Annotated in this window: 15 protein-coding genes; 6 read left to right on the forward strand and 9 right to left on the reverse strand. The window is 72.2% G+C overall.

What is annotated here, in order from left to right; all coding sequences use genetic code 11:
* Positions 1–195 precede the first annotated feature (195 nt).
* The 3 genes from DP939_RS48825 to DP939_RS26835 all read left to right on the forward strand — a co-directional run bounded on the left by DP939_RS48825 (position 196) and on the right by DP939_RS26835 (position 3928).
* The gene (locus DP939_RS48825) at positions 196–1926 is read left to right on the forward strand and encodes an acyltransferase family protein (RefSeq protein WP_147268155.1); all 1731 of its coding nucleotides are present in this window, start codon (positions 196–198) and stop codon (positions 1924–1926) included.
* 73 nt (positions 1927–1999) lie between these two features.
* Complete coding sequence (locus DP939_RS26830) at positions 2000–3130, forward strand: glycosyltransferase (protein ID WP_113983548.1); 1131 nt, start codon at positions 2000–2002, stop codon at positions 3128–3130.
* Between the two features lie 42 nt (positions 3131–3172).
* On the forward strand, positions 3173–3928 hold the full coding sequence (locus tag DP939_RS26835) for an acetoacetate decarboxylase family protein (RefSeq protein ID WP_113983549.1): 756 nt from the start codon (positions 3173–3175) through the stop codon (positions 3926–3928).
* A 9-nt stretch (positions 3929–3937) separates the two neighbouring features.
* Here DP939_RS26835 and DP939_RS26840 read toward each other — a convergent pair whose 3' ends face one another.
* The 6 genes from DP939_RS26840 to DP939_RS48835 all read right to left on the reverse strand — a co-directional run bounded on the left by DP939_RS26840 (position 3938) and on the right by DP939_RS48835 (position 9840).
* Positions 3938–4813, reverse strand: coding sequence for a glycosyltransferase (locus DP939_RS26840; protein WP_113983550.1), 876 nt, complete (start codon positions 4811–4813; stop codon positions 3938–3940).
* A 220-nt stretch (positions 4814–5033) separates the two neighbouring features.
* A complete protein-coding gene (locus DP939_RS26845; RefSeq protein ID WP_113983551.1) occupies positions 5034–5801 on the reverse strand; it encodes a CDP-alcohol phosphatidyltransferase family protein in 768 nt (255 codons plus the stop codon).
* The gene (locus DP939_RS26850; protein ID WP_199565426.1) at positions 5779–6819 is read right to left on the reverse strand and encodes an iron-containing alcohol dehydrogenase family protein; all 1041 of its coding nucleotides are present in this window, start codon (positions 6817–6819) and stop codon (positions 5779–5781) included. The genes DP939_RS26845 and DP939_RS26850 overlap by 23 nt, the downstream gene beginning before the upstream one ends.
* Before the next feature lie 5 nt (positions 6820–6824).
* Positions 6825–7559, reverse strand: coding sequence for a phosphocholine cytidylyltransferase family protein (locus DP939_RS26855; protein ID WP_113983553.1), 735 nt, complete (start codon positions 7557–7559; stop codon positions 6825–6827).
* Between the two features lie 129 nt (positions 7560–7688).
* Entirely contained in the window at positions 7689–8312 is a 624-nt protein-coding gene (locus tag DP939_RS48830; RefSeq protein ID WP_113983554.1) for a DUF5941 domain-containing protein, read from the reverse strand.
* A 22-nt stretch (positions 8313–8334) separates the two neighbouring features.
* Positions 8335–9840, reverse strand: a complete 1506-nt coding sequence (locus DP939_RS48835; protein ID WP_113983555.1) for a CDP-alcohol phosphatidyltransferase family protein — start codon at positions 9838–9840, stop codon at positions 8335–8337.
* Between the two features lie 206 nt (positions 9841–10046).
* Between DP939_RS48835 and DP939_RS26870 the strand changes: the two genes are divergently transcribed.
* On the forward strand, positions 10047–11285 hold the full coding sequence (locus DP939_RS26870; RefSeq protein WP_199565427.1) for a bifunctional cytidylyltransferase/SDR family oxidoreductase: 1239 nt from the start codon (positions 10047–10049) through the stop codon (positions 11283–11285).
* 1 nt (position 11286) lies between these two features.
* On the opposite strand, the gene DP939_RS26875 is transcribed toward DP939_RS26870, so the two are convergent.
* Positions 11287–12339, reverse strand: a complete 1053-nt coding sequence (locus DP939_RS26875) for a glycosyltransferase family 2 protein (protein ID WP_113983556.1) — start codon at positions 12337–12339, stop codon at positions 11287–11289.
* Positions 12340–12415: 76 nt separating this feature from the next.
* Between DP939_RS26875 and DP939_RS26880 the strand changes: the two genes are divergently transcribed.
* Both DP939_RS26880 and DP939_RS26885 read left to right on the forward strand, forming a co-directional pair.
* Positions 12416–13990: an LCP family protein gene (locus DP939_RS26880; protein WP_113983557.1), complete on the forward strand. Its 1575-nt coding sequence runs from the start codon at positions 12416–12418 to the stop codon at positions 13988–13990.
* Between the two features lie 106 nt (positions 13991–14096).
* Complete coding sequence (locus DP939_RS26885) at positions 14097–15326, forward strand: aminoglycoside phosphotransferase family protein (protein WP_199565428.1); 1230 nt, start codon at positions 14097–14099, stop codon at positions 15324–15326.
* A gap of 83 nt (positions 15327–15409) precedes the next feature.
* On the opposite strand, the gene DP939_RS26890 is transcribed toward DP939_RS26885, so the two are convergent.
* Both DP939_RS26890 and DP939_RS26895 read right to left on the reverse strand, forming a co-directional pair.
* Complete coding sequence (locus DP939_RS26890) at positions 15410–18487, reverse strand: ATP-binding protein (protein ID WP_113983559.1); 3078 nt, start codon at positions 18485–18487, stop codon at positions 15410–15412.
* Positions 18484–19125 carry a hypothetical protein gene (locus DP939_RS26895; RefSeq protein WP_225878520.1) on the reverse strand — a complete coding sequence of 214 codons (642 nt, stop codon included), beginning with the start codon at positions 19123–19125 and terminating at the stop codon, positions 18484–18486. The genes DP939_RS26890 and DP939_RS26895 overlap by 4 nt, the downstream gene beginning before the upstream one ends.
* Positions 19126–19127 lie beyond the last annotated feature (2 nt).

A 19127-nucleotide genomic window follows, 5' to 3' on the forward strand; every position in this document is an offset into this window, starting at 1 on the left:
GTGCCAGCGAACCCGGGCGGATTCGTAACGATTCCCTGGGTTCCTGTAGGGGATTCGGCGGCAACCGCTACATATGATCAAGGAGCCCGTTAGGGTGGTCGGGTCGGTGAGGGCGAGCACCGATCGTCCTCGCCCCGCGCCTTGACGGCGCGCCCGACTGCTCACTGACTCCGACAGATAGCAGAGCTTTTCCCTGTGAGTGACGCCCGATCCACCTTCCGCCATGTGCCACGCCACGAGGAGTCCGGCTCGGAAGGAGGAGCCGGGAACGGTCACGAGTCGCCGTATCGGGCCCCCGAAACCGGTTCCGCGCACGAACCGAACGCGGCGGCCCACGACCGGCACGCGGAAGGCGTACGGGAGGCCACCCGGGACGCCACGGGCACACCGGCTCCGCGCCGCCCGCTGGACGGCGAGCCCGCCCGCCGCAGCCCCTATCCGCCCGCCGCAGGGCCCAGCGACTGGTTCACGCCGCCCAGCGCGCCCGCGGCGGCCCCTGAGCCCGCCCCTGGCGGCCACGCCTTCACCGACCGGCACAGTGCCGCCCACGAGCCGCCGAGCCGGGAGGAGCCCGCCGAGCTCCGCCTCGACGACACGGCCCCGCACGGCTTCCCGCCGATCCCGGCGGCCGACGCGCCCCCGCACAAACCGCCTGCGGCCCCGCACAAACCGTCCGCGCCCCCGTACGAGCCGCCCGCGACCGCCACCGCGGCTCCCTACGGCGTGCAAGGCTTCCTCTCCCCGGCCCAGGAGGCGGCTCCCCCGCCCCTCCCGGCGACCCAGCGGCTCGAAGTCCCGCACCCGGCCGACGCCCCCGGCAAGGCGGCCCCCCCGGCTCCCCCGAAGCGGAAGAGCACCCTCCAGGCCGCGCCCAAGCCCCCACGCCCGGCCAAACAGCGTGAACCGTACCTGGACAACGTCAAGTTCCTACTGATCGCGCTGGTGGTGATGGGCCACTCACTGGTGCCCACGCTGGACGCGGGGTCGGCGCGCTCGGCGTACCTGTTCATCTACAGCTTCCACATGCCGCTGTTCGTGCTGATCAGCGGCTACCTCAGCCGGAACTTCTGGAACTCCAACGCCAAGACCAACAAGCTGGTCGACACCTTCCTGATCCCGTACCTGATCGTGGAGATCGGCTACGCCGCGCTGCGCTACGCGCTGGGCTCCAAGTGGAGCCTGACGATCATCGACCCGGCCTGGCTGAACTGGTACCTGCTGGCCCTGCTCCTGTGGCGGCTGTCCACCCCGGTGTGGCGGCGGATGAAGCAGCCGCTGCTGGTCGCCGTGGCCATCTACCTGCTTTCCGGCTTCTCGGAGATATCCGGCGACTTCAGCTTCGACCGCTTCTTCGGCCTGCTCCCCTTCTTCGTACTCGGCCTGATGATCAAGCCCGAGCACTTCGAGCTGCTGAACCGGCTGTGGGTCAAGATCGTCGCGGCGGTCACGCTGGCCGCCGCCGCCGTGGTGGCGATCATCATCGCGCCGCACGTCAAGCTGGCCCCGATCTACTTCAAGGACAGCTACCACGACCTGCACCTCTCCTGGTGGATGGGTCTCGGCCTGCGCGCCGCGCTGCTGGTGGCGGCGCTGGCGATGTCGTTCTCCGTCCTGGCGCTCGTGCCGCGCCGCCAGACGTGGTACACCGACCTCGGCACGCGCACGCTGTACGCGTACCTGCTGCACGGTGTCCCCGTGATGATCGCCAAGGAGATGGGCTGGCTGAGCCTGCCCTGGCTGTACGGCCCGCTGGGGGCGATCGCGATCATGACGATCTGCTTCACGCTGGCGATCGTGCTGTGCCTGCCCGGGACGCGCACGCTGTTCAAGTGGATCATCGAGCCCCGCCTGACCTGGCTGTACCGCCGCCCCGCCAAGCCGGCCACCGCCACCAGAGGACAGAAGGCGCAACCCGGAAAGACCTGAAGTTAAACGGTCGTTCCACCAGCATTTACGCAACACATCCGGGCGCGACGGGATGGCGGCGCAGCATCGAAGCATGCGCGTATGCGTCGCGACCGTCGTCCACCATCCCGAGGACGCGCGGATTCTGCACCGGCAGATCCGCGCGCTGCTCGATGCGGGGCACGAGGTGACATATATCGCGCCTTTCACGCACTGCAACGTCACGCCGAGGCCCGAAGTACGCGCGGTCGACGTGCCGAGGGCCGTGGGGCGCAGAAGATACCGGGCGATCAGGGCGGCGCGGCGGGCGTTGCGGCGGGCCGCCAAAGAGTCCGACGTGATCGTCGTGCACGACATCGAGCTGCTGTTCGCGCTGCCCAGAGGGCGGCGGCGTCCGCCGTGCGTCTGGGACGTGCACGAGGACACGGCGGGGGCCCTGGTGGCCAAGCAGTACCTGCCCGAGGTGCTGCGCCGGACGCTGCCGCCGCTGATCCGGCGGATCGAGGCGAACGCCGAGCGCCGGATGCGCCTGATCCTCGCCGAGGACTCCTACCAGGGAAGGTTCGACCGCCTGCACCCGGTGATCAGGAACACGACGTTCGTGCCGGAGTCCGCCCCGCCGCCGCCCGGCGACGACCGGATCGTCTACGTCGGCCACCTGTCGGAGGCCAGGGGCGCGCTGGAGCTGGTCGAGCTGGCCCGCAGGCTGGCCGAGCACGGTGTCCGGATGGACCTGGTGGGCGCGGCCGACCCCGGCGTGCGCCCGGTACTGCGCGACGCGCAGCGCGAGGGCCTGCTGGACTGGTTCGGCTACGTCCCGAACCGGCACGCGCTGCGGATGGCCGAGGGCGCGCTCGCGGGCCTGTCGCTGCTGCACGACGTGCCCAACTACCGGCAGTCGCTGCCGACGAAGGTCATCGAGTACATGGCGCGGGGCATCCCGGTGATCACGACGCCGCTGCCGCTGTCGGCCTCGCTGGTGGGCCGGATCGACTGCGGCGTGATCGTGCCGTTCGGCGACGTGGACGCCATGGTGCAGGCCGTGCTCCGGCTGCGCGAGGACCCCGAACGGCGGGCTGCCATGGGCGCGCGCGGGTACGCCGAGGCGCTGCACCACCACAACTGGCCCGAGCACGCCGCCGAGTTCGTCGCGCTGCTGGAGGAGTGGGCGCTGGCCGCCAAGATCGCCTCGGCCCCGCCGCCCGGCAAGGCCGTCACGGTGTAGGCGGTGCGTGACGCGGGCACGGGGTGTTGGTCTACTGGAACCATGGCACACCACTTGATCCAGGGACGATTGGTCACCATGCCGGTGCGCGTCCGGGAGGCGACGGCCTGCGTGGCGACCTATCTGGTCCGCGCCGACGCCGCCCGCGCGGTGATCGCCTATTCGGGGCTGGACATCACGGAGGTGCTCCCCGGCAGGGCCGCCTGCACGCTGACGTTCGTCCGGTACACCGAATCCGACCTGGGGTCCTACGCCGAGTTCGGGGTGTCCTTCCTGGTACGCCCGCCGGGGGCGGCCCGGGTCCGGGGCGGCGGGGCGCTGGCCGGCCTGGCCGACGTACGCCGGGTGGGCACCGGCGCGTTCGTCCACTGGCTCCCGGTGGACCAGGCGTTCACCATGGAGGCCGGGCGCGGCATCTGGGGGTTCCCCAAGGAACTGGCGGACATCGACCTGCGGCTCGACTCGCCGTACAAGCGCTGCGTGCTGCGCAGGGACGGCCGCCTGGTGCTCGACCTGCTGGTCAAGCCCGGCTTCCCGGTGCCGGTCGCGCGCACGGCCGCACCCCTCGACGCCTACGCCGACCTCGGCGGCGTCATCCGGCGCACCCCGTGGTCGATGTCGCCGCGCGGGGTGCGGGCCCGCCCGGGGGGCGCGCTGATCCGGCTGGGCAACCATCCGATCGCCAAGGAGCTCAGCGAGCTGGGGCTGCCCAAGCACGCGCTGATGACCGCGACCATCGCGAAGCTGTCCATGACGATCGGCGAGGCCACACAGGCCACACAGGTCACGCAGACGTGAGAGTGGGCGCTAGACGATGGGCGGGCGGCCCAGGCGGAGCATCCGCCAGGCGGTGCGCCAGGCCATCGGGCGGCGCTCCCCGGCCGGTTCGCGCAGCCCCTCGGAGAAGCCCTTGAACCACGCCCGCAGGGCCATCCCCGACCGCTCCCGGAGCAGCGTGAGCACGACCCAGTCGAGCAGGTAGAGGGCGGCCAGCGGCCAGGGCAGGTTGCGCCGGGCCAGCCAGACCCGGTTACGGGCGTTGAGCCGGTAGAAGTCGGCGTGCCGGGTGGGCGGCACCTGCGGGTGGTACATGACCGTCTCGGCGTCGTACTCGATGCGGTAGCCCTCACCGAGCAGCCGCCACGCCAGGTCGGTCTCCTCGTGCGCGTAGAAGAACCGCTCCGGCAGGCCACCGACCTGGAGGAACGCCGAGCGCCTGATCGCGCACGCGCCGCCCAGGAAGGTGGTCACCGGGGAGGACCGCTCAGGGTCGCCGGCCCGCAGCCGGGGCACGTGGCGGCGCTGGCCGTTGCCGCCCTCGGGGTCCATCACCCGGAAGGAGATCACCGCGAGGTCGGGCTCGGTCGCGAAGCGCTCGCGCACGTGGGCGGCGACCTTCTGGTTGGCGTACCAGCCGTCGTCGTCGAGGAAGAGCACGACATCGCCGGAACTCTCCTCGACCCCGCGGTTGCGCCCGGCGGGGATGCCGGTGTTGCGCGGCAGCCGGACGATCTTGACCGAGGAGCCCGGGAGCGGCTCGGCGCGCAGCTCGGGCACGTCCGCCCCGTTGCCGACGATCACCACCTCGACGTCGCCGTCGGCCTGGCAGAGCGCGGACTCCACCGCCCGGTCAAGCTCGGCGACCCGGTTGCCCATGGTGAGGATGACGCACGAAATCTTCAATGCGTCATCGCCTTGACGCGTTGATCGGCCGTGCGCTGCATACTTCCATGATCACCGAGTCTGCCTTGTCGGGCAATTCCGTCCGAACGCTCCATTCCAGATTTACCGCGAAATAAGCGTATCGGAACCGCTAGCAAACCCCCACCGAACAGTGAGTGTCTTCCACATACGACGTACCGCGCCGCCGGTCGGTTCCCGGTCGGCGCGAACGCGCTCACGATCATGTGAGCCGCCGTGAGGCCAGGATGCTGACCAGGTGCAGCACGAGCTGGAGCACCGCCACGACCGCGCAGGCCACCACCAGCACCCGGGTGGCCGCGCCGCCGCCCGTCAGCGCGTCCCAGACCGCGGCGATCACCACCAGGATGGACAGCTCGACGGCCTGCACGATGCGGTGGAAGCGCAGCGCTGCCGCCGCCTTGCGGGCCAGGCCGAGCCGCCGCGAGGCGAAGTGCTCGGCCGACGCCTCGGTCGCGGCCACCAGCCCGGACCTCGCTCTGGCCACGTCCACCAGGTCGGTCTCCGCCTTGATCAGGATGGCGCCGAGCGCCGCTGCGAACCCCAGCACGGTGTACCAGTCGGGGGCCGTCACGGACGCGCGAAAGCCCAGCCCGATCAGCAGCGCGGCCTCGGCGAAGTAGTGGCCGACCCGGTCGAGGTAGACGCCGGTGATCGAGGTGCGGCCGGTCCAGCGGGCCAGTTCGCCGTCCGAGCAGTCCAGCAGCAGGTAGACCTGGACGAGCACGGCCGCGCCCACCGCCGCCCACAGGCCGGGCAGCGCGAGCACCGCCCCGGCCAGCAGGCCGCACAGGATCATCAGGCCGGTCGCCTGGTTGGGCGTGATCGGCGTCTTGGCCAGCGCCCAGGTGACGTAGACCGACAGCTTGCGCATGTAGAGCAGGCCGGCCCAGTGTTCGCCGCTGCGGCGGTCCATCGTGCCGGCCGGCTGCGCGACCGCGCGGATCTCAGCGACCGACGGCCTGGACATACGCTCCCACCCGCTCCCGCACTTCGGTGTCGGACAGGCGAAGGTGCTCCAGGATCGTGTACCGGCCCGGACGTGTCGCCGGGGCGAGCGTCACCGCCTCGGCGAACTGCTCGTCGGTGAGGCCGACGTCGCCCGGTGTCACGGGCAGCTCGTGCGCCCGCAGGCAGCTCGCCACCTGGGCCAGCCGCTGCGTGTCGTCACGCAGGAAGAAGCAGAAGGCGGCGCCGATACCGGCCAGCTCGCCGTGATTGGAGGTGCCGGGGTAGAGCTGATCCACGGCATGAAGGATCTCATGGTCGCCGCCGCTGGCGGGACGAGATGACCCTGCGATGACCATCGACATGCCGGACAGGATCAACGATTCGGCCAGAACGGTCAAAAAGGCATCGGACTCAATCGAATCGGTCCGGCCGACCACGGCCTCGGCCGCCGTACGCGACATCGAACAGGCCAGCCCGTCGATCGGCTCGCCCCGCTCGGCCGCGGCCAGTTGCCAGTCCTCGATCGCGGAGAGGTTGCTCACAACGTCGCCGATCCCGGCGCGGACCAGCGACGGCGGCGCGTCGTGCACGAAGTCGAGATCGACCATGATCGCCAGCGGCATCGGCACGCCGAAGGAGCCCTTTCCGCTCTCGTGCGTCAGGGACGCGGTGGGCGAGCAGATGCCGTCGTGGGACAGGTTGGTGGCCACCGCGACCATCGGGATGCCGGCCAGCGAGGCGGCGTACTTCGTCGCGTCGATGGTCCGGCCGCCGCCGATGCCCACGACCGCCTCGAAGGCGCCCTTGCGCAGGTCGGCCCCGAGCGAGACGGCGGCGTCGACCGAGCCATCCGGCACGCGGAACAACTCCGCCTCGCCCAGCGAGGGCGCGATCATCGTGGCGATCTTGTCGCCCTGCCCGGCCCCGACCGCCACGGCCACCCGGCCGGAGGTCGCCACCCGGCTGTCGGTGAGCACCGAACCCAGCTCCGCGATGGCTCCCCGGCGGACCTGCATGGTCAGGGGGGCGGGGAGCATCCTGGCTAGTATCGGCATGCGATCTCCCGGGCCTTGGCCAGGTCGTCGTGGTTGTCGACCTCGACCCACTCGACCTTGCCGATCGGCGCCACCGCGATCCGCTCGCCGCGCGCGACCATCTCGGCGTAGCCGTCCTCGTAGTAGAGCTGCGGGTCGCGCTCGAAGGTGGCGCGCAGCGCGTCGGCCAGCCGTTCGGCCGCCCCGGGGCGGATGAGCGTGGCCCCGATGTACTCGCCGTACGCGGCGGCCGGGTCCATCAGCTTGGTGATCTCCCGCAGGTCGCCCTCGGGCGACAGTGTCACCTTCATCTCCTCCTCGGCGAGCGTCTTGACGTCGTCCACCGCGAGCAGCACGTCGGTCGTGGCGGGCGCGCCGAGCAGGGTCTCCTCGACCGAGACCGGGTGGACGGTGTCACCGTTGACCAGCAGCGCCCCCTGGGCGAAGTGCTCGCGGGCGCACCACAGCGAGTAGGCGTTGTTCCACTCCTCGGCCTTGTCGTTGTGGACCAGCGTGAGCCGCACGCCGTGGCGGCGTTCCAGATCGGCCTTGCGCTCGTGTACGGCCTGTGCGGCATAGCCGACCACCACCACGACCTCGCGCAGATCGACCGCGGCGAGGTTGCGCAACGCGATGTCCAAGATCGTGGTGTCTCCGTCGACCGGCACGAGGGCCTTGGGCAACGTGTCGGTGTACGGCCGCAGACGACGTCCGGCCCCGGCGGCCAGCACCATTCCCAGCAACGTGCAACTCCTCATCCGCGCGTCACATTCGTAGGCCCAAAGGTTAGTTGCCTTCCGGCCCTGATCGTGTAATCCCCCGTTAGCCGGGCCCTCGAATCGCGTTAACGCACCGGCGCCGAGCCGGCCACGTCAGTCCTGGGCGCCGAGGTCGGCGGCCTCCAGCCCGGAACGCGGGGCGGCGAGCCAGCAGGTCACGCTCTCCCACAGGAACAGGCACCACAGGTAGAGCCCGAGCAGCACGAACAGGAGCGTCACCCGGCCGGCGAGCCCGCCGAGCGCGACCAGGAGCATCCGCCCGTCCCAGCCGAGCCCTGCCGTGGCCAGCCAGGAGGGCGGATAGACGCGCTGACGCACGCGGTAGACGACATCGTAGTGGTGAAAGGCCATCGCCCCGAGCAACGCGAAGATCAGCGCGGGCGGGACGTCCCTGGCGAACCCCACGGAGGCGACGAAGACGTACTCGGTCAGCCGCAGGGTGGGCGGCACCAGCCAGTCCAGGCGGCCGTCGTGGATGTGCGAACTGCCCGGCCCGGCCAGCAGCAGCGCGACCGCGGGGGCGAACACCGCCAGGCCGTCCGAACCGGCCACGCCGACCACCAGCAGCACCGCCGTCACGAACGCCCCGGCCAGCGCGGGCGGCAGCGGCGGCAACTGCCCGGCCACCAGCAGGCCCATCCCGCGCGACAGCGAGCCGTCGTCGCGGTAGGCGACCAGCGTGCTCGGCGGCACCGGGGTCATGTTCACGGAGATCACCGGCTCGTACCTCCCCCGCCGGTCACGAGACCGACCTCGCCACGCGCCCGGCCACGGTGTAGAGCATGGCGAGGCCGCCCCAGCCCAGCAGGGCCAGGAAGGTCACCCGGGCGTCGAACAGGCCCGCGGTGACCGCGATCAGCGCCATCCGCTCCCCGATCGGCAGGACCACGATCTTGCGCAGCCACCGGACGGCCCCCTGGTCGAAGCGCCCGGACAGGCGCACCAGCGGGCTGGGCCGGGCCGGGGACGGGGTCTCGGGCGGCACGTCGCCGGGGTCGGCCAGCGAGCGCGGGCGTACCGGGCCGGCACGCTCGGCCCCGGCCACCGACGCCTTGAAGGAGAAGTCGATCGTGTGGCGCAGGGTCTGCAAAGCCATGGCCGAGACCGCCAGCGCCCAGATCCCGCCGGGCAGCGCCACCGCCCCGGCGTACCCGGCCGCCAGGCCCACGTACACCGCGTACTCCTTGGCCCGGTCGGAGATCGCGTCCAGCCAGGCCCCGAGCGGCGAGAACGCGCGGGTGAAGCGGGCGAGCTGGCCGTCCACGCAGTCGAGCACGAACGACAGCAGCACCAGCCCCGCGCCCGCCAGCATCGCGGCCCGCTGCCCCGCCGAGAACCACACCGCGGCGAGCGCGGCCAGCCCGAGCGACATGCCGGTGACCGCGTTGGGGGTGAGGGACAGCCGGGCGCACAGGCGTACCGGCCAGGCCGACCACGAGCTGACCAGGTGGGTGGCGACGAACCCGTCGTCGGACTTGATCGCCGCGTCCAGCCGGGCGGCGGTCTCATCGACCTCGGCCAGGCGGCGTACGGCGTCGGCGGCCTGGCCGGGGCCGGTCACCCGGTCGCAGTGCAGCGGCCCGAGCATCACCGCGCGCACCGGGACGCCCGCGCGGACCAGGCCGACCAGGATCAGGTCGCCCACCTCGGCGCCGGTGACCGTGCCCAGCCGGCCGCCCTGCACGTGCTCGGCCAGCTCCTCGGCCACCCCGGCGAGGCCGCCGAGATCGGCCTCGCCGACCTGTAACACGCCGCGGAAGGTGCCGTCTGGCCGGACCACCCGGTGGTAGGAACTGCCCGCGGCGGCCACCCGGCCGCGCTCGACGCGCACCGGCGGACGCAGCGGGCCGCCGTCCCCGCCATCGGCCGCGACCAGCGCGGCGGTGTCGCGGGCGGGGTGTTCGAGCACCATCGCCAGCGCCTCCCGGTGGGCCACCAGGTCGCCGGGCAGCACCGCGACGGGCCCTGAGGACGCCCTGGCGACCTTCGCCACGCTTCTGAGATCGTCCACCAGGCCCCGGGCGCCGTCGGCGGCCCCGGGACCCACGGCGACCGCCGTGCGCGCCACCACGTGGACGTCACGGACGGGCAGGGTGTCGAGCTGGCCCGCGAGCCGGTCGAGGACAGTGCCGTCGGCAAGGACGGACCTGGCCGCGGGGGTGGTCGCGAGCACCACGGCCGCGGCGCGCGAAGGCCGGTGGCCGGCCTGCGCCTGGGTGGGCGGCGACGGCGGGGACGGTGGCATCACTTCGGCATCACTGCCAAACGGCTACTCCTTCGCTCCCTCACGCCGGCGGAGCCGTCGCGCGAACGGAAGTGCGCACCCAGCGTAGCGGGATGTCGACCTGAGTTCACGACCACGACGGACGATTCATTCCTGATCAGACGGTGGTGTGTCCCTGCCGATACGCTCGGGTCATCCGCACCCCCCTCGACGTGGAGGAAGCATCCGTGACCGCTAGTGACGACCGGCGTCGCCGTACCGTGGCCGCGATCCTGGCGGGCGGTGTCGGGACGCGGGCCGGGCTGAAGACCCCCAAGCAGTTCGCGCGGGTGGCGGGGCGGAGCATCCTGGCCCACACGCTGGCGGTGTTCGAGGGCGCGCCGGAGATCGACGAGATCGTGGTGCTGATGACGCCCGGCCACGTGCGCGAGACCGAGGAGATCATCGCCCGGGAGGGGTTTCGCAAGGTGCGGGCGGTGGTCGAGGGCGGCGCCAGCCGTACCGAGACGACCTGGCGGGCCCTTGAGCACATCGGCGAGGGCGACGCCGACGTGCTGCTGCACGACGCGGTGCGGTTCCTGGTGGAACCGGCGATCATCACCGGCTGCGTGGCCGCGCTGGCCCGCCACCGGGCGGTGGGGGTGGCCGTGCCCAGCTCGGACACCCTGCTGCGGGTGGACCCCGCGGGCGACGGCGAGGTGATCCGCGACATCCCCGACCGGGCGGTGTTCCGGCGGGCGCAGACGCCGCAGGGGTTCCGGCTGGAGGTGATCCGCGAGGCGTACCGCAGGGCGCTGGCCGACCCCGGCTTCGCGGGAAGACCCGCCACCGACGACTGCGGGGTGGTGCTGCGCTACCTGCCCGAGGTGCCGATCCACGTCGTGCCGGGCAGCGAGCGCAACATCAAGGTCACCCATCCGACCGATCTTGCCATCGCCGAGACGCTTTTCCACCTCGCCACCACGGCGATTCCGCAAAGTGCCACGGATCTGGCCGCGCAGGCGGTGACGGTCCTCGGCGAAGGCCCGGTCGCGGACGCGCTGACCGCCCTGGCCGCGCGGCACGGGGCCAAGGTCGCCACGGCCCTGGACGGCCCGGCCGACCGCGTGGTGATCGTCGCGGCCGGAGGGCCGGGCTCCCTGGGCGAGGCCGCCGAGGGCGACATGGCGCGGGCCGTCGAGCACGGGATCCTCGGGCCGGTACGCGCCGCGCGGGCGGCCCTGCCGTACCTCCGGGAGTCGCGCGGCCACCTGCTGTTCTGCACGGGCGGGGGCGACGGGAGCCTGGCGGCCGTGCCGGAGTCCGCGCTGGCCGGGCTGACCCGCGCGCTGGCGGGCGAGGAGGCCGCGTACGGCGTGCGGGTCAACTGCGTCACCGCCCGCACGGCCGGCCCCGGCACGATCGCCGAGGCCTGCCTCGCCGTACTGGCCTCCGCCACGACCGGTCAGGTCACCGAGGCCCGCTGAATCACCGTTGCTTGCTGAGCCGCGGCGGGCTGGTGATGAAACCCCATCCCCAGGCGAGGTGCATGGTCGCGTACACCAGCGGCAGCCGCGCCAGCGCGCCCGCGGGCAGGCCGCCCCCGGTCAGCAGCGCGCCGCCGACGATGGCCGCGAGGTAGCCGAGCGGGATGAGCAGCGCGGGCCAGAAGAACGGCGCGGCCACCAGCCCCGCCACGATGGCCAGCACCGCCGCGGGCGGGGCGAGGTAGCGGAGGTTGATCGTGCCCTGGTGGGTGCGGGCCACGACCCTGCGCCAGCGCCCGTAGTGGAAGTACTGGCGGGCGAGGGCCCGCACGTTGGGCCGGGGCCGGTAGGACACCTGCATCCGCGGCTGGAACCACACCAGGCCGCCCGACTCGCGGATGCGGTGGTTCATCTCCCAGTCCTGGGCGCGCTGGAAGTGCTCGTCGTAGCCGCCCACGCGGTCCAGCGCGGACCTGCGGAACACGCCGAGATAGACCGTGTCGGCCGGGCCGGGCTCGCCGCCGGTGTGGAAGCGCGCCCCGCCCACCCCCAGCTTGGAGGTCATCGCCCGCGCGACCGCGTGCTCGAACGGCGTCTCGCCCTCGGCGGCCATCACGCCGCCGACGTTGTCGGCGCCGGTCGCCTCCAGCGTCTCGACCGCCACCTTGAGGTAGTCGGGCGGGAGCATGGCGTGGCCGTCGACCCGCGCGATGATCCCGTTGCGGGAGGCGGCGATGGCGGCGTTCAGCGCGTTGGGGGTGCGGCCGGTGGGGTTGGCCACGACGACCACCCGGGGGTCGGCCGCGGCGAGCGCGTCGGCGACCTGCTGGGTGCGGTCGTGCGAGGGACCCACGGCCAGGACGACCTCGATCGGCCCGTCGTACGCCTGGGCGAGCACCTGCCGTACGGCCTCGTCGAGGTGGCGCTCTTCGTTCAGCACCGGCATGACGACGGAGACGGGAGGCCAGACCCGGGTCGTGGCGGGCGGCTGCGGAATCGCGTGGGCGCCGGTCGATGACGCGCTCGGCGCGGGCGAGTCTGGGAACTGCTTCATGGCTGAGGTCACGCTACTGTACGAGCGGGTGGGGTCGGCAACCCATCGACCAGCCGAGTTCGGGAGGGGGTGGCGGATGCGCGACCCGGACGCCCCCGGCGTGGGCGAAGACTCGGGGGTGCGCGTCGGCGGCGACGCCTACGGCGGCGTACGCCTGCCGCCTGCGCGGACGCGGGGCCGCACCGCGCGCGGAGCGCGCACCCGGCGGCGCAAGCTGCTGGCCGGCGGCGTCCTGTCGATGGTCGTGCTGGCCGGTTCGTGCGCATCCTGGGCGCTGCCCAACTACGCGGCGGGCCGGATCGGCAAGGTCGACGCGGGCGTGGCGGGCTCGGAGGCACGCGGCGCCCTGAACATCCTGGTCGTCGGCGTGGACAAGCGCGACAACCTCACCAGGCGGCAACAGAACCTGCTCAAGCTGGGCCGGGAGTCCGGGCAGCGTACCGACACGATGATGCTGATCCACCTGTCGGAGGACCACAGCAAGATCACCGTGGTCAGCCTGCCCCGGGACACCTGGACGGCGATCCCCGGCAAGGGCACGCACAAGATCAACTCCGCCTACCAGTTCGGCGGGGCCAAGCTCGCCGTGAAGACCGTCCAGAACGTCACCGGCCTGACCATCAACCACTACGTCGAGGTCAACGTGCTCGGGTTCATCGACGTGGTGGACGCGCTCGGCGGCGTGTCGGTCTGCACGCCCGTGCCCATCAACGACCCCAAGACCTCACTCAGCCTCCGCCCCGGCACCTACGAGCTGGACGGCATCAAGGCCCTCGCCTACGCCCGCACCCGCGCCACCGCCCGCTCCGACCTCGACCGGATCGACCGCCAGCAGCAGGTCATCTCCGCCCTGCTGAACCAGGCGCTGAGCCGGGGCACGCTGACCGACCCCACGAAGCTCTCCGCGCTGATCGACTCCGCGCTCGGCGCGCTCACCGTGGACGACGCCCTGTCCGACGACCTGCTCGGGCTCGCCACCCAGCTCAAGGACGTCTCCACCGACGACGTGACCTTCGCCCAGGTGCCGCTGGCCGACCCCGACTACGAGACCTCGACCGGCGAGAGCGCCGTGCTGTGGGACAAACAGCGCTCCCGCGACCTGTTCCGGCGGATCGCCGCCGACGAACAGCTCACCAAGCCGTCGCCGAAGCCGAGCGTCAAGGCGTCCGTGGGGGCCACGCCCTCGGCCACCACATCGGCCACCACATCGGCCACCACATCGACCAAGGCCACGCCGGACGCGCAGGCCGTCACGATCCCGCCGGAGCGCATCGCGATCCGCGTCCTCAACGGCACCGGCGTCACAGGCCGGGGCGCGACGGTGCGGGCCGACCTGCTCAAGGTCGGCTTCCGGGTGCCCGACCAGGCGGGCAACGCCGCGCGCACCGACTTCCAGAAGACGGTGATCCGGTACGGCCCGGGCCGCGCCGACTCCGCCCGCACGGTGGCCGCCGCGCTCAAGGGCGCCGAGCTGCGCCGCGCCGACGAGCTGGGGGCCAGGATCGAGGTGGTGGTCGGGCGCGACTACCCGGGGGCCAAGAAGGTCACGGTGAACGCCGAGCAGCCCCCGGCGCAGCCCACGACCCCGACGGCCGCGCCCACCTCGTCGCCGACCGCCAAGACCGCGACCCAGAACATCTGCAAGAAGTGACCCTGGGGTTCCCGGTCGGCTGAGCCGGTGACGCGGCGCGCGGTCGCGTGGGAAAGTGGGCGCTGCACGAGTGTCCCGCCGTACGCCCCCACGGGAGCCCGCCGCCATGCCCGCCGTTCCCCCGAACGAGTCGCACGGACGGACGTTCAGTGTCCGGGTGACCTCCGGGGCCGAGTTCCTGGGCGTCGCCGGGCCGTTCGCGGTGGAGGTGCCGTGGTGGTCGGAGGTCGAACCGGTCATCGCGTGCCTGCGGCGGGCGCTGGGCGTTGAAGTGCTGGTGCTGCGGCTGCTGGGCGTGGAGGGCGGCGAGGGCGGCCGGGACGGGCACGTCACCTACCACGTCGAGGCGCTGGAGCGGCCCGCGCCCGGCCTGCTGTCGCCGGCTCCTGCCTGGCCGTCGCTGTTCGCCCCTCATGAGCTGCGTTCACCCTGGGCGCGGCTGGAGGGCGTACGCGAGCTGTACGGCTGGGCGTCCGCCGCGCTGGCCGCCGCAGGGCGTACGGTGACCGGCCCGATCCGGCAGCGCCGCACCTGGAACCTCTCGGGGCTGTTCCGCCTGCCGACCGACCAGGGCACGGCCTGGCTCAAGGCCGTCCCGCCGTTCTCCGCCGACGAGGCCGCGGCCATCGCCGCCTTCGCCGCCGTGGACCCCGGCCTGGTGCCCACCGTCATCGCGGCCGGGCAGGGCCGGATCCTGCTGGAGCACCTGCCCGGCGTGGACGGCTGGAACGCGCCGGCCGGAGTCCTGACCAGCGCGGTGACCCGCCTGGTCGCCGCGCAGGCCGCGCTCGCCGGGTCCGCCGTGCCCGGGCTGCGCGAGCTGCCCTGGCGGTCGCGGGCCGAGCGGGTCCGCGCGCTGCTGGCCAGGCTCGGCGAGGCCACCCCGCCCGCCGGGCTCACCCGCGAGGAGTCGGCCGCCGCCGACCGGCTGATCGGCCGCTGGACCCTGCTGGAACGCTGCGGCCTGCCGGAGACCGTCGTCCACGGCGACTTCCACCCGGGCAACTGGCGCGCCGACGGCGGCCCGCCCGTCGTGTACGACTTCTCCGACGCCCACATCGGCGACCCGGTGCTCGACGGGCTGCGGGTGCTGGCGTTCCTGCCGCGGGACCGGCGTCCGGCCGCCGCCCGCGCCTGGATCGACGCCTGGCTGGCCCACGCCCCCGGCAGCGACCCGGCCGGGGCCCTGGCCATCGCCGAACCCCTGGCCCACCTGCACTACGCCGTGCGCTACCAGGAGTTCCTGGACGGCATCGAACCCTCCGAGCGGATCTATCACCTCGACGACCCCGCCACCGAGATCCGCGCCGCGCTGCGCGCCGCCGGCCCTTATTGAAGGGGGCGCCTGCCGGCGTGGCCGGCACCAGGTCCACCGGCTGGAACGCGAGCCCGGCGCCGAGGATCCGGGCCGATCGCGCGTCAGCCCGCGGCGCGGCGCAGGATCTCCTGCTCGACCAGCGGATCGGCGGGATGGTGGCTCAGGCACTGCGGCGCGCGGATCAGCGCCTCGGCGATGCCGTCGCTCGCGGCGTAGAACTGCCCGGCCTCCAGCCGCCCGACCCGATCGGCCTTGCCACCGCGCGACTGCGCCAGCTCCTTGACCACGCTGATCTGCGTGGGGCTGTTCATCCTGCCGATGAACTGCGTGGTGGAGTTCCCGGCGATCTGGTTGTGCAGCCCGCGCGGGGCCTGCGTGGCGAAGACCAGACCGAGGCCGTACTTGCGGGCCTGCGACGCCAGCGTCAGGGTGCTGGCCAGCGCCTCGGTCTTGGGCGCGGCGGGGACGAGGGCCTGCGCCTCGTCCATCACGTACAGGCCGCCCAGCGGACGGCCGCGCGCCGGATTGCGCTTGATCCAGGAGAACAGGGCCATCTGCAGGCGGCTGACGAATCCCGGCCTGGCGTCGTCGTTGAGGCCAATGAAGCTGATGACCGAGACGCGGGCCCGCTTCCCCTCGGACGGCGTGAGCAGCCGCGCGGGGTCGGCCGCCTCGCCACTGCCCGCGAAGAGCGGGTCGGTGATCGTCGCGGCGGTTAGGAGCTGCCCCATCTCGGCGGCGATCTGGTCGGCCCCGTGGATCTGGCTGGCCTCGAACGGCAGCTCCGACAGCATCTGGCGGAACGCGGCGAAGTCCCCGCCGCCCGAACGCGCGAAGTGCTCCAGCGCCTGGCGCAGCACGGCCTCGCCCTTGCGCGCCTTGGCGCTGTTACCGCTGACGCCCGCGCGGGGAGCGAGCGTTTCGACGGCGACCGCGAGGACGGAGTCGAGTTCGTCACGGTCGTCGAGCACGGCGGAGAAGTCGGGGAGCGGCTGGAAGCTCAGCGGACGTCCCCGGGTGCGCCCGGGGGTCCAGACGACGACCTCGGTTTCGGCGAAGTACCGGGCCGCTCGTTCTTCGTCACCGGGGCCCCATCCGGGGGGCGGGGCGGGCCACTGGTCGCCGAGGCGGGCGAGATCGTTGTTCGGGTCCAGGACGATCGAGGACACACCGTGCAGCGCGCACTCCTCCACCAGGCGGCGCAGGAACACCGTCTTGCCGGAACCTGAGCCCGCGAACACGGCGGTGTGACGGGCCAGGACGCCCAGCTTGAGTTCGAGGGTGGCCCCGGTGTCCAGCCGCGTGCCCACCGCGATGATGGGGGCTTGTCCAGGCGCGGGCGGTGTGGGGCCTTGTGGTACTTGGGCTGCCACGTCGCTGAGGATGTCACTGAGCAGTTCGGTGCCGGAGGCGGGACGCCGGGACCGCAGCCACAGGTCGTACTCCGGGTCACGGTCGGCCTCCATCAACCGCAACGCCTCGAACACCCGCAGGTCATCACTGCGCAACGGAATCGACCGCCCGCCGGAGTCCTCCAGGAGGTCCAGTTGCTTCCGGGTGGAGGGACCGTCCGCCCATGCGTGATTGCGCAGCACGATGAAACAGCGGTCCGGGGTCTTCGGGCCGATACCGGACTCCGCCATGCCGTCCTTGAGCCGTTTGAGGGCGGCGGTGTGATGCGGCGCGCCGATCACCCGGAACGTCCAGTGCCGTTGTTCGTCCGTATCGGGGTCGAGCACCTGACGCAGGCGGGCGTGGATGGGCGGCTTGTGGCCTTGCAGCGGATCGACGGAGAACCCGCGACCGGCCTCTCCCTGCTCGGTGATCCAGGCGGTGAGACCGGCGGTGAGCAGTACGGGGGCGACCTCGTCCTCGTGCTGAGCGTCGAAGGCGTCCTCCACCTCGGCCTGGTCACGGAGTTTTTTATAACGAGCGTCGAGCCTGCCGAAGTCCGGCTCCGGTTCGTGGCGCACGGAGGGCGGGATGACAACAGGGGCATCGGTACTGAATCGTTCCAGCGGACGTACCACGCCATCGGCCCGGCACCCGTCGATGTGCTCGCCGATCCTTCTGAGCAGCACTCTCGGGGTGAGGCCGGTCGCCGTGGCGAACGCGCCGGGCCCGATCGGCCACACCGGATGCGGCGGAGTGTAGCCCGCATTGGCGAACGCCACCTCGAACCGCCGCTCGACCAGCTCCCTGGCGATCTCGGGACTCGGTATCGATTCGAGGATCAGCGACGAGCGAAAGCGGTCCCGTACCGTACGAACGGCATGATTCTTGATCCGGTTCCAAGAGGTGGGCAGGCAGGCCACCAGGCAGAGCGTGCGCCGGGTGGCGTGGCGCAGCCCCATGAGCCCACTGGCCATCTCGTCAACCGTTCCGCCGCCCGGCTCCGTGCCGGTGTCCTGCGAACGGGAGTGCCGCAGGATCGCGTCGATCTGGTCCACCGCGATGACGCTGGGGCCCGTCAGCGCCAAGATCGCCGACAGCTCGATGGCGATGTCGTGCGGCGGCTTGACCAGCCTGCTCATCCCCCACGCGCGGCGGTCGCCGTCCTCGGCCTCCTCCGCTGATCTCAGGTGATCGTAGGCGACATCGAGGCCGGGGCCCTTGGCGATGGCGTAGAGGGCGAGCGCCCGGATGGTGTCCTTGTAGTGGAGGAGCTGCCGGTCCTTCGCCAGCAGGCCGTTCACCAGGGCATCGAGATCATCTCGGGAGAGCCCTGACGGACGCTCGGCCGCGGCCTGGATACGGTCCCCCACTCCGGCCAGATCGGCGATGGCGCGCAGCGCCACCATGGCCTGGACGGGACCGTCCGCGCCATCGGCCGACTTGCCCAGGTCGGCCACCATCGCCGCCGTGGTCCGGTGCCAGAAGTCGTCTCCGGCACTGAAGTCCACCAGGAAGAAGTAGCCGCCCACCCGCGCGACCTCACCCCTGACCCAGCCGAGCAGATGGGTCTTGCCCGCGCCGCCCTCTCCCTCGACCACCACTCCGAGGGGGCTGGTGGTGGTGAGTTCGGCCGCCTCCTCGATGCCGTCGAGGATCAGCGGCTCGGCCCTCGGGTGCATGCCGCTGACGTGGTACGGAAGCGGGTTCCAGGCGTGCTCGGCGGTGGCCGCCCAGTCGAGGATCTGGTTGATGGCACGCAATGCGCGCCGCTCTGCGTCGTTCATCGTGCCTCGATCGCCAGCAGGTGCTTGCTCTCGCCGCCAATGAACACGGCCGCCCTCCTGTCGTCCTCGCTCAGGGTCTTCTGATCGGCCTCGGGCGTGAAATGGACCCCAGAGACCTGCCCCAGCAGCCGCAGCGCCTCATCGACCTGGTCTCGGGGGGCGTCGCCGAGGAGCGGCCGGAGCTCGGTGAGCAGCACCCAGTCCTGCGGTTCGCGGGCCAGTCGCCAGTAGGCGTCTCTGATGCTCTGGGTCAAATCGGCCGAGGCGGGCTCCGGGGCGCTTTCCCCGCGAGCGATGACGACGAACTCCGCCAGGCTGGTATCCCTGACATCGAGATAGCCCTTGATCACGCCGAGCACCCCGTACAGCACCCGCCCGAGCGGTCCCTGTCGTGGTGGAGCGCTGCCATCAAGTTCCGCTGCGCAGCGGGCCCAGCCCTTGTCAGTGAGCGTGTGGTGGAACGTCTGGCCCCGCTTCTCACTCTCCACAAGCCCGAACTCATTCATTCGCGTACGAGGCTTGCCCACGAGCGTGTTGGCGACATGGTCGCTCAGCTCAGTATTGGACGCTGAACCGCCGAGGGTCATCAGGGCGAGGAGCAGGGCCCGCTCCACGGGCTTGAGTTCGATGTCGTCCATGG

This window comes from Spongiactinospora rosea, from assembly GCF_003315795.1.
Classification (GTDB): Bacteria; Actinomycetota; Actinomycetes; order Streptosporangiales; family Streptosporangiaceae; genus Spongiactinospora; species Spongiactinospora rosea.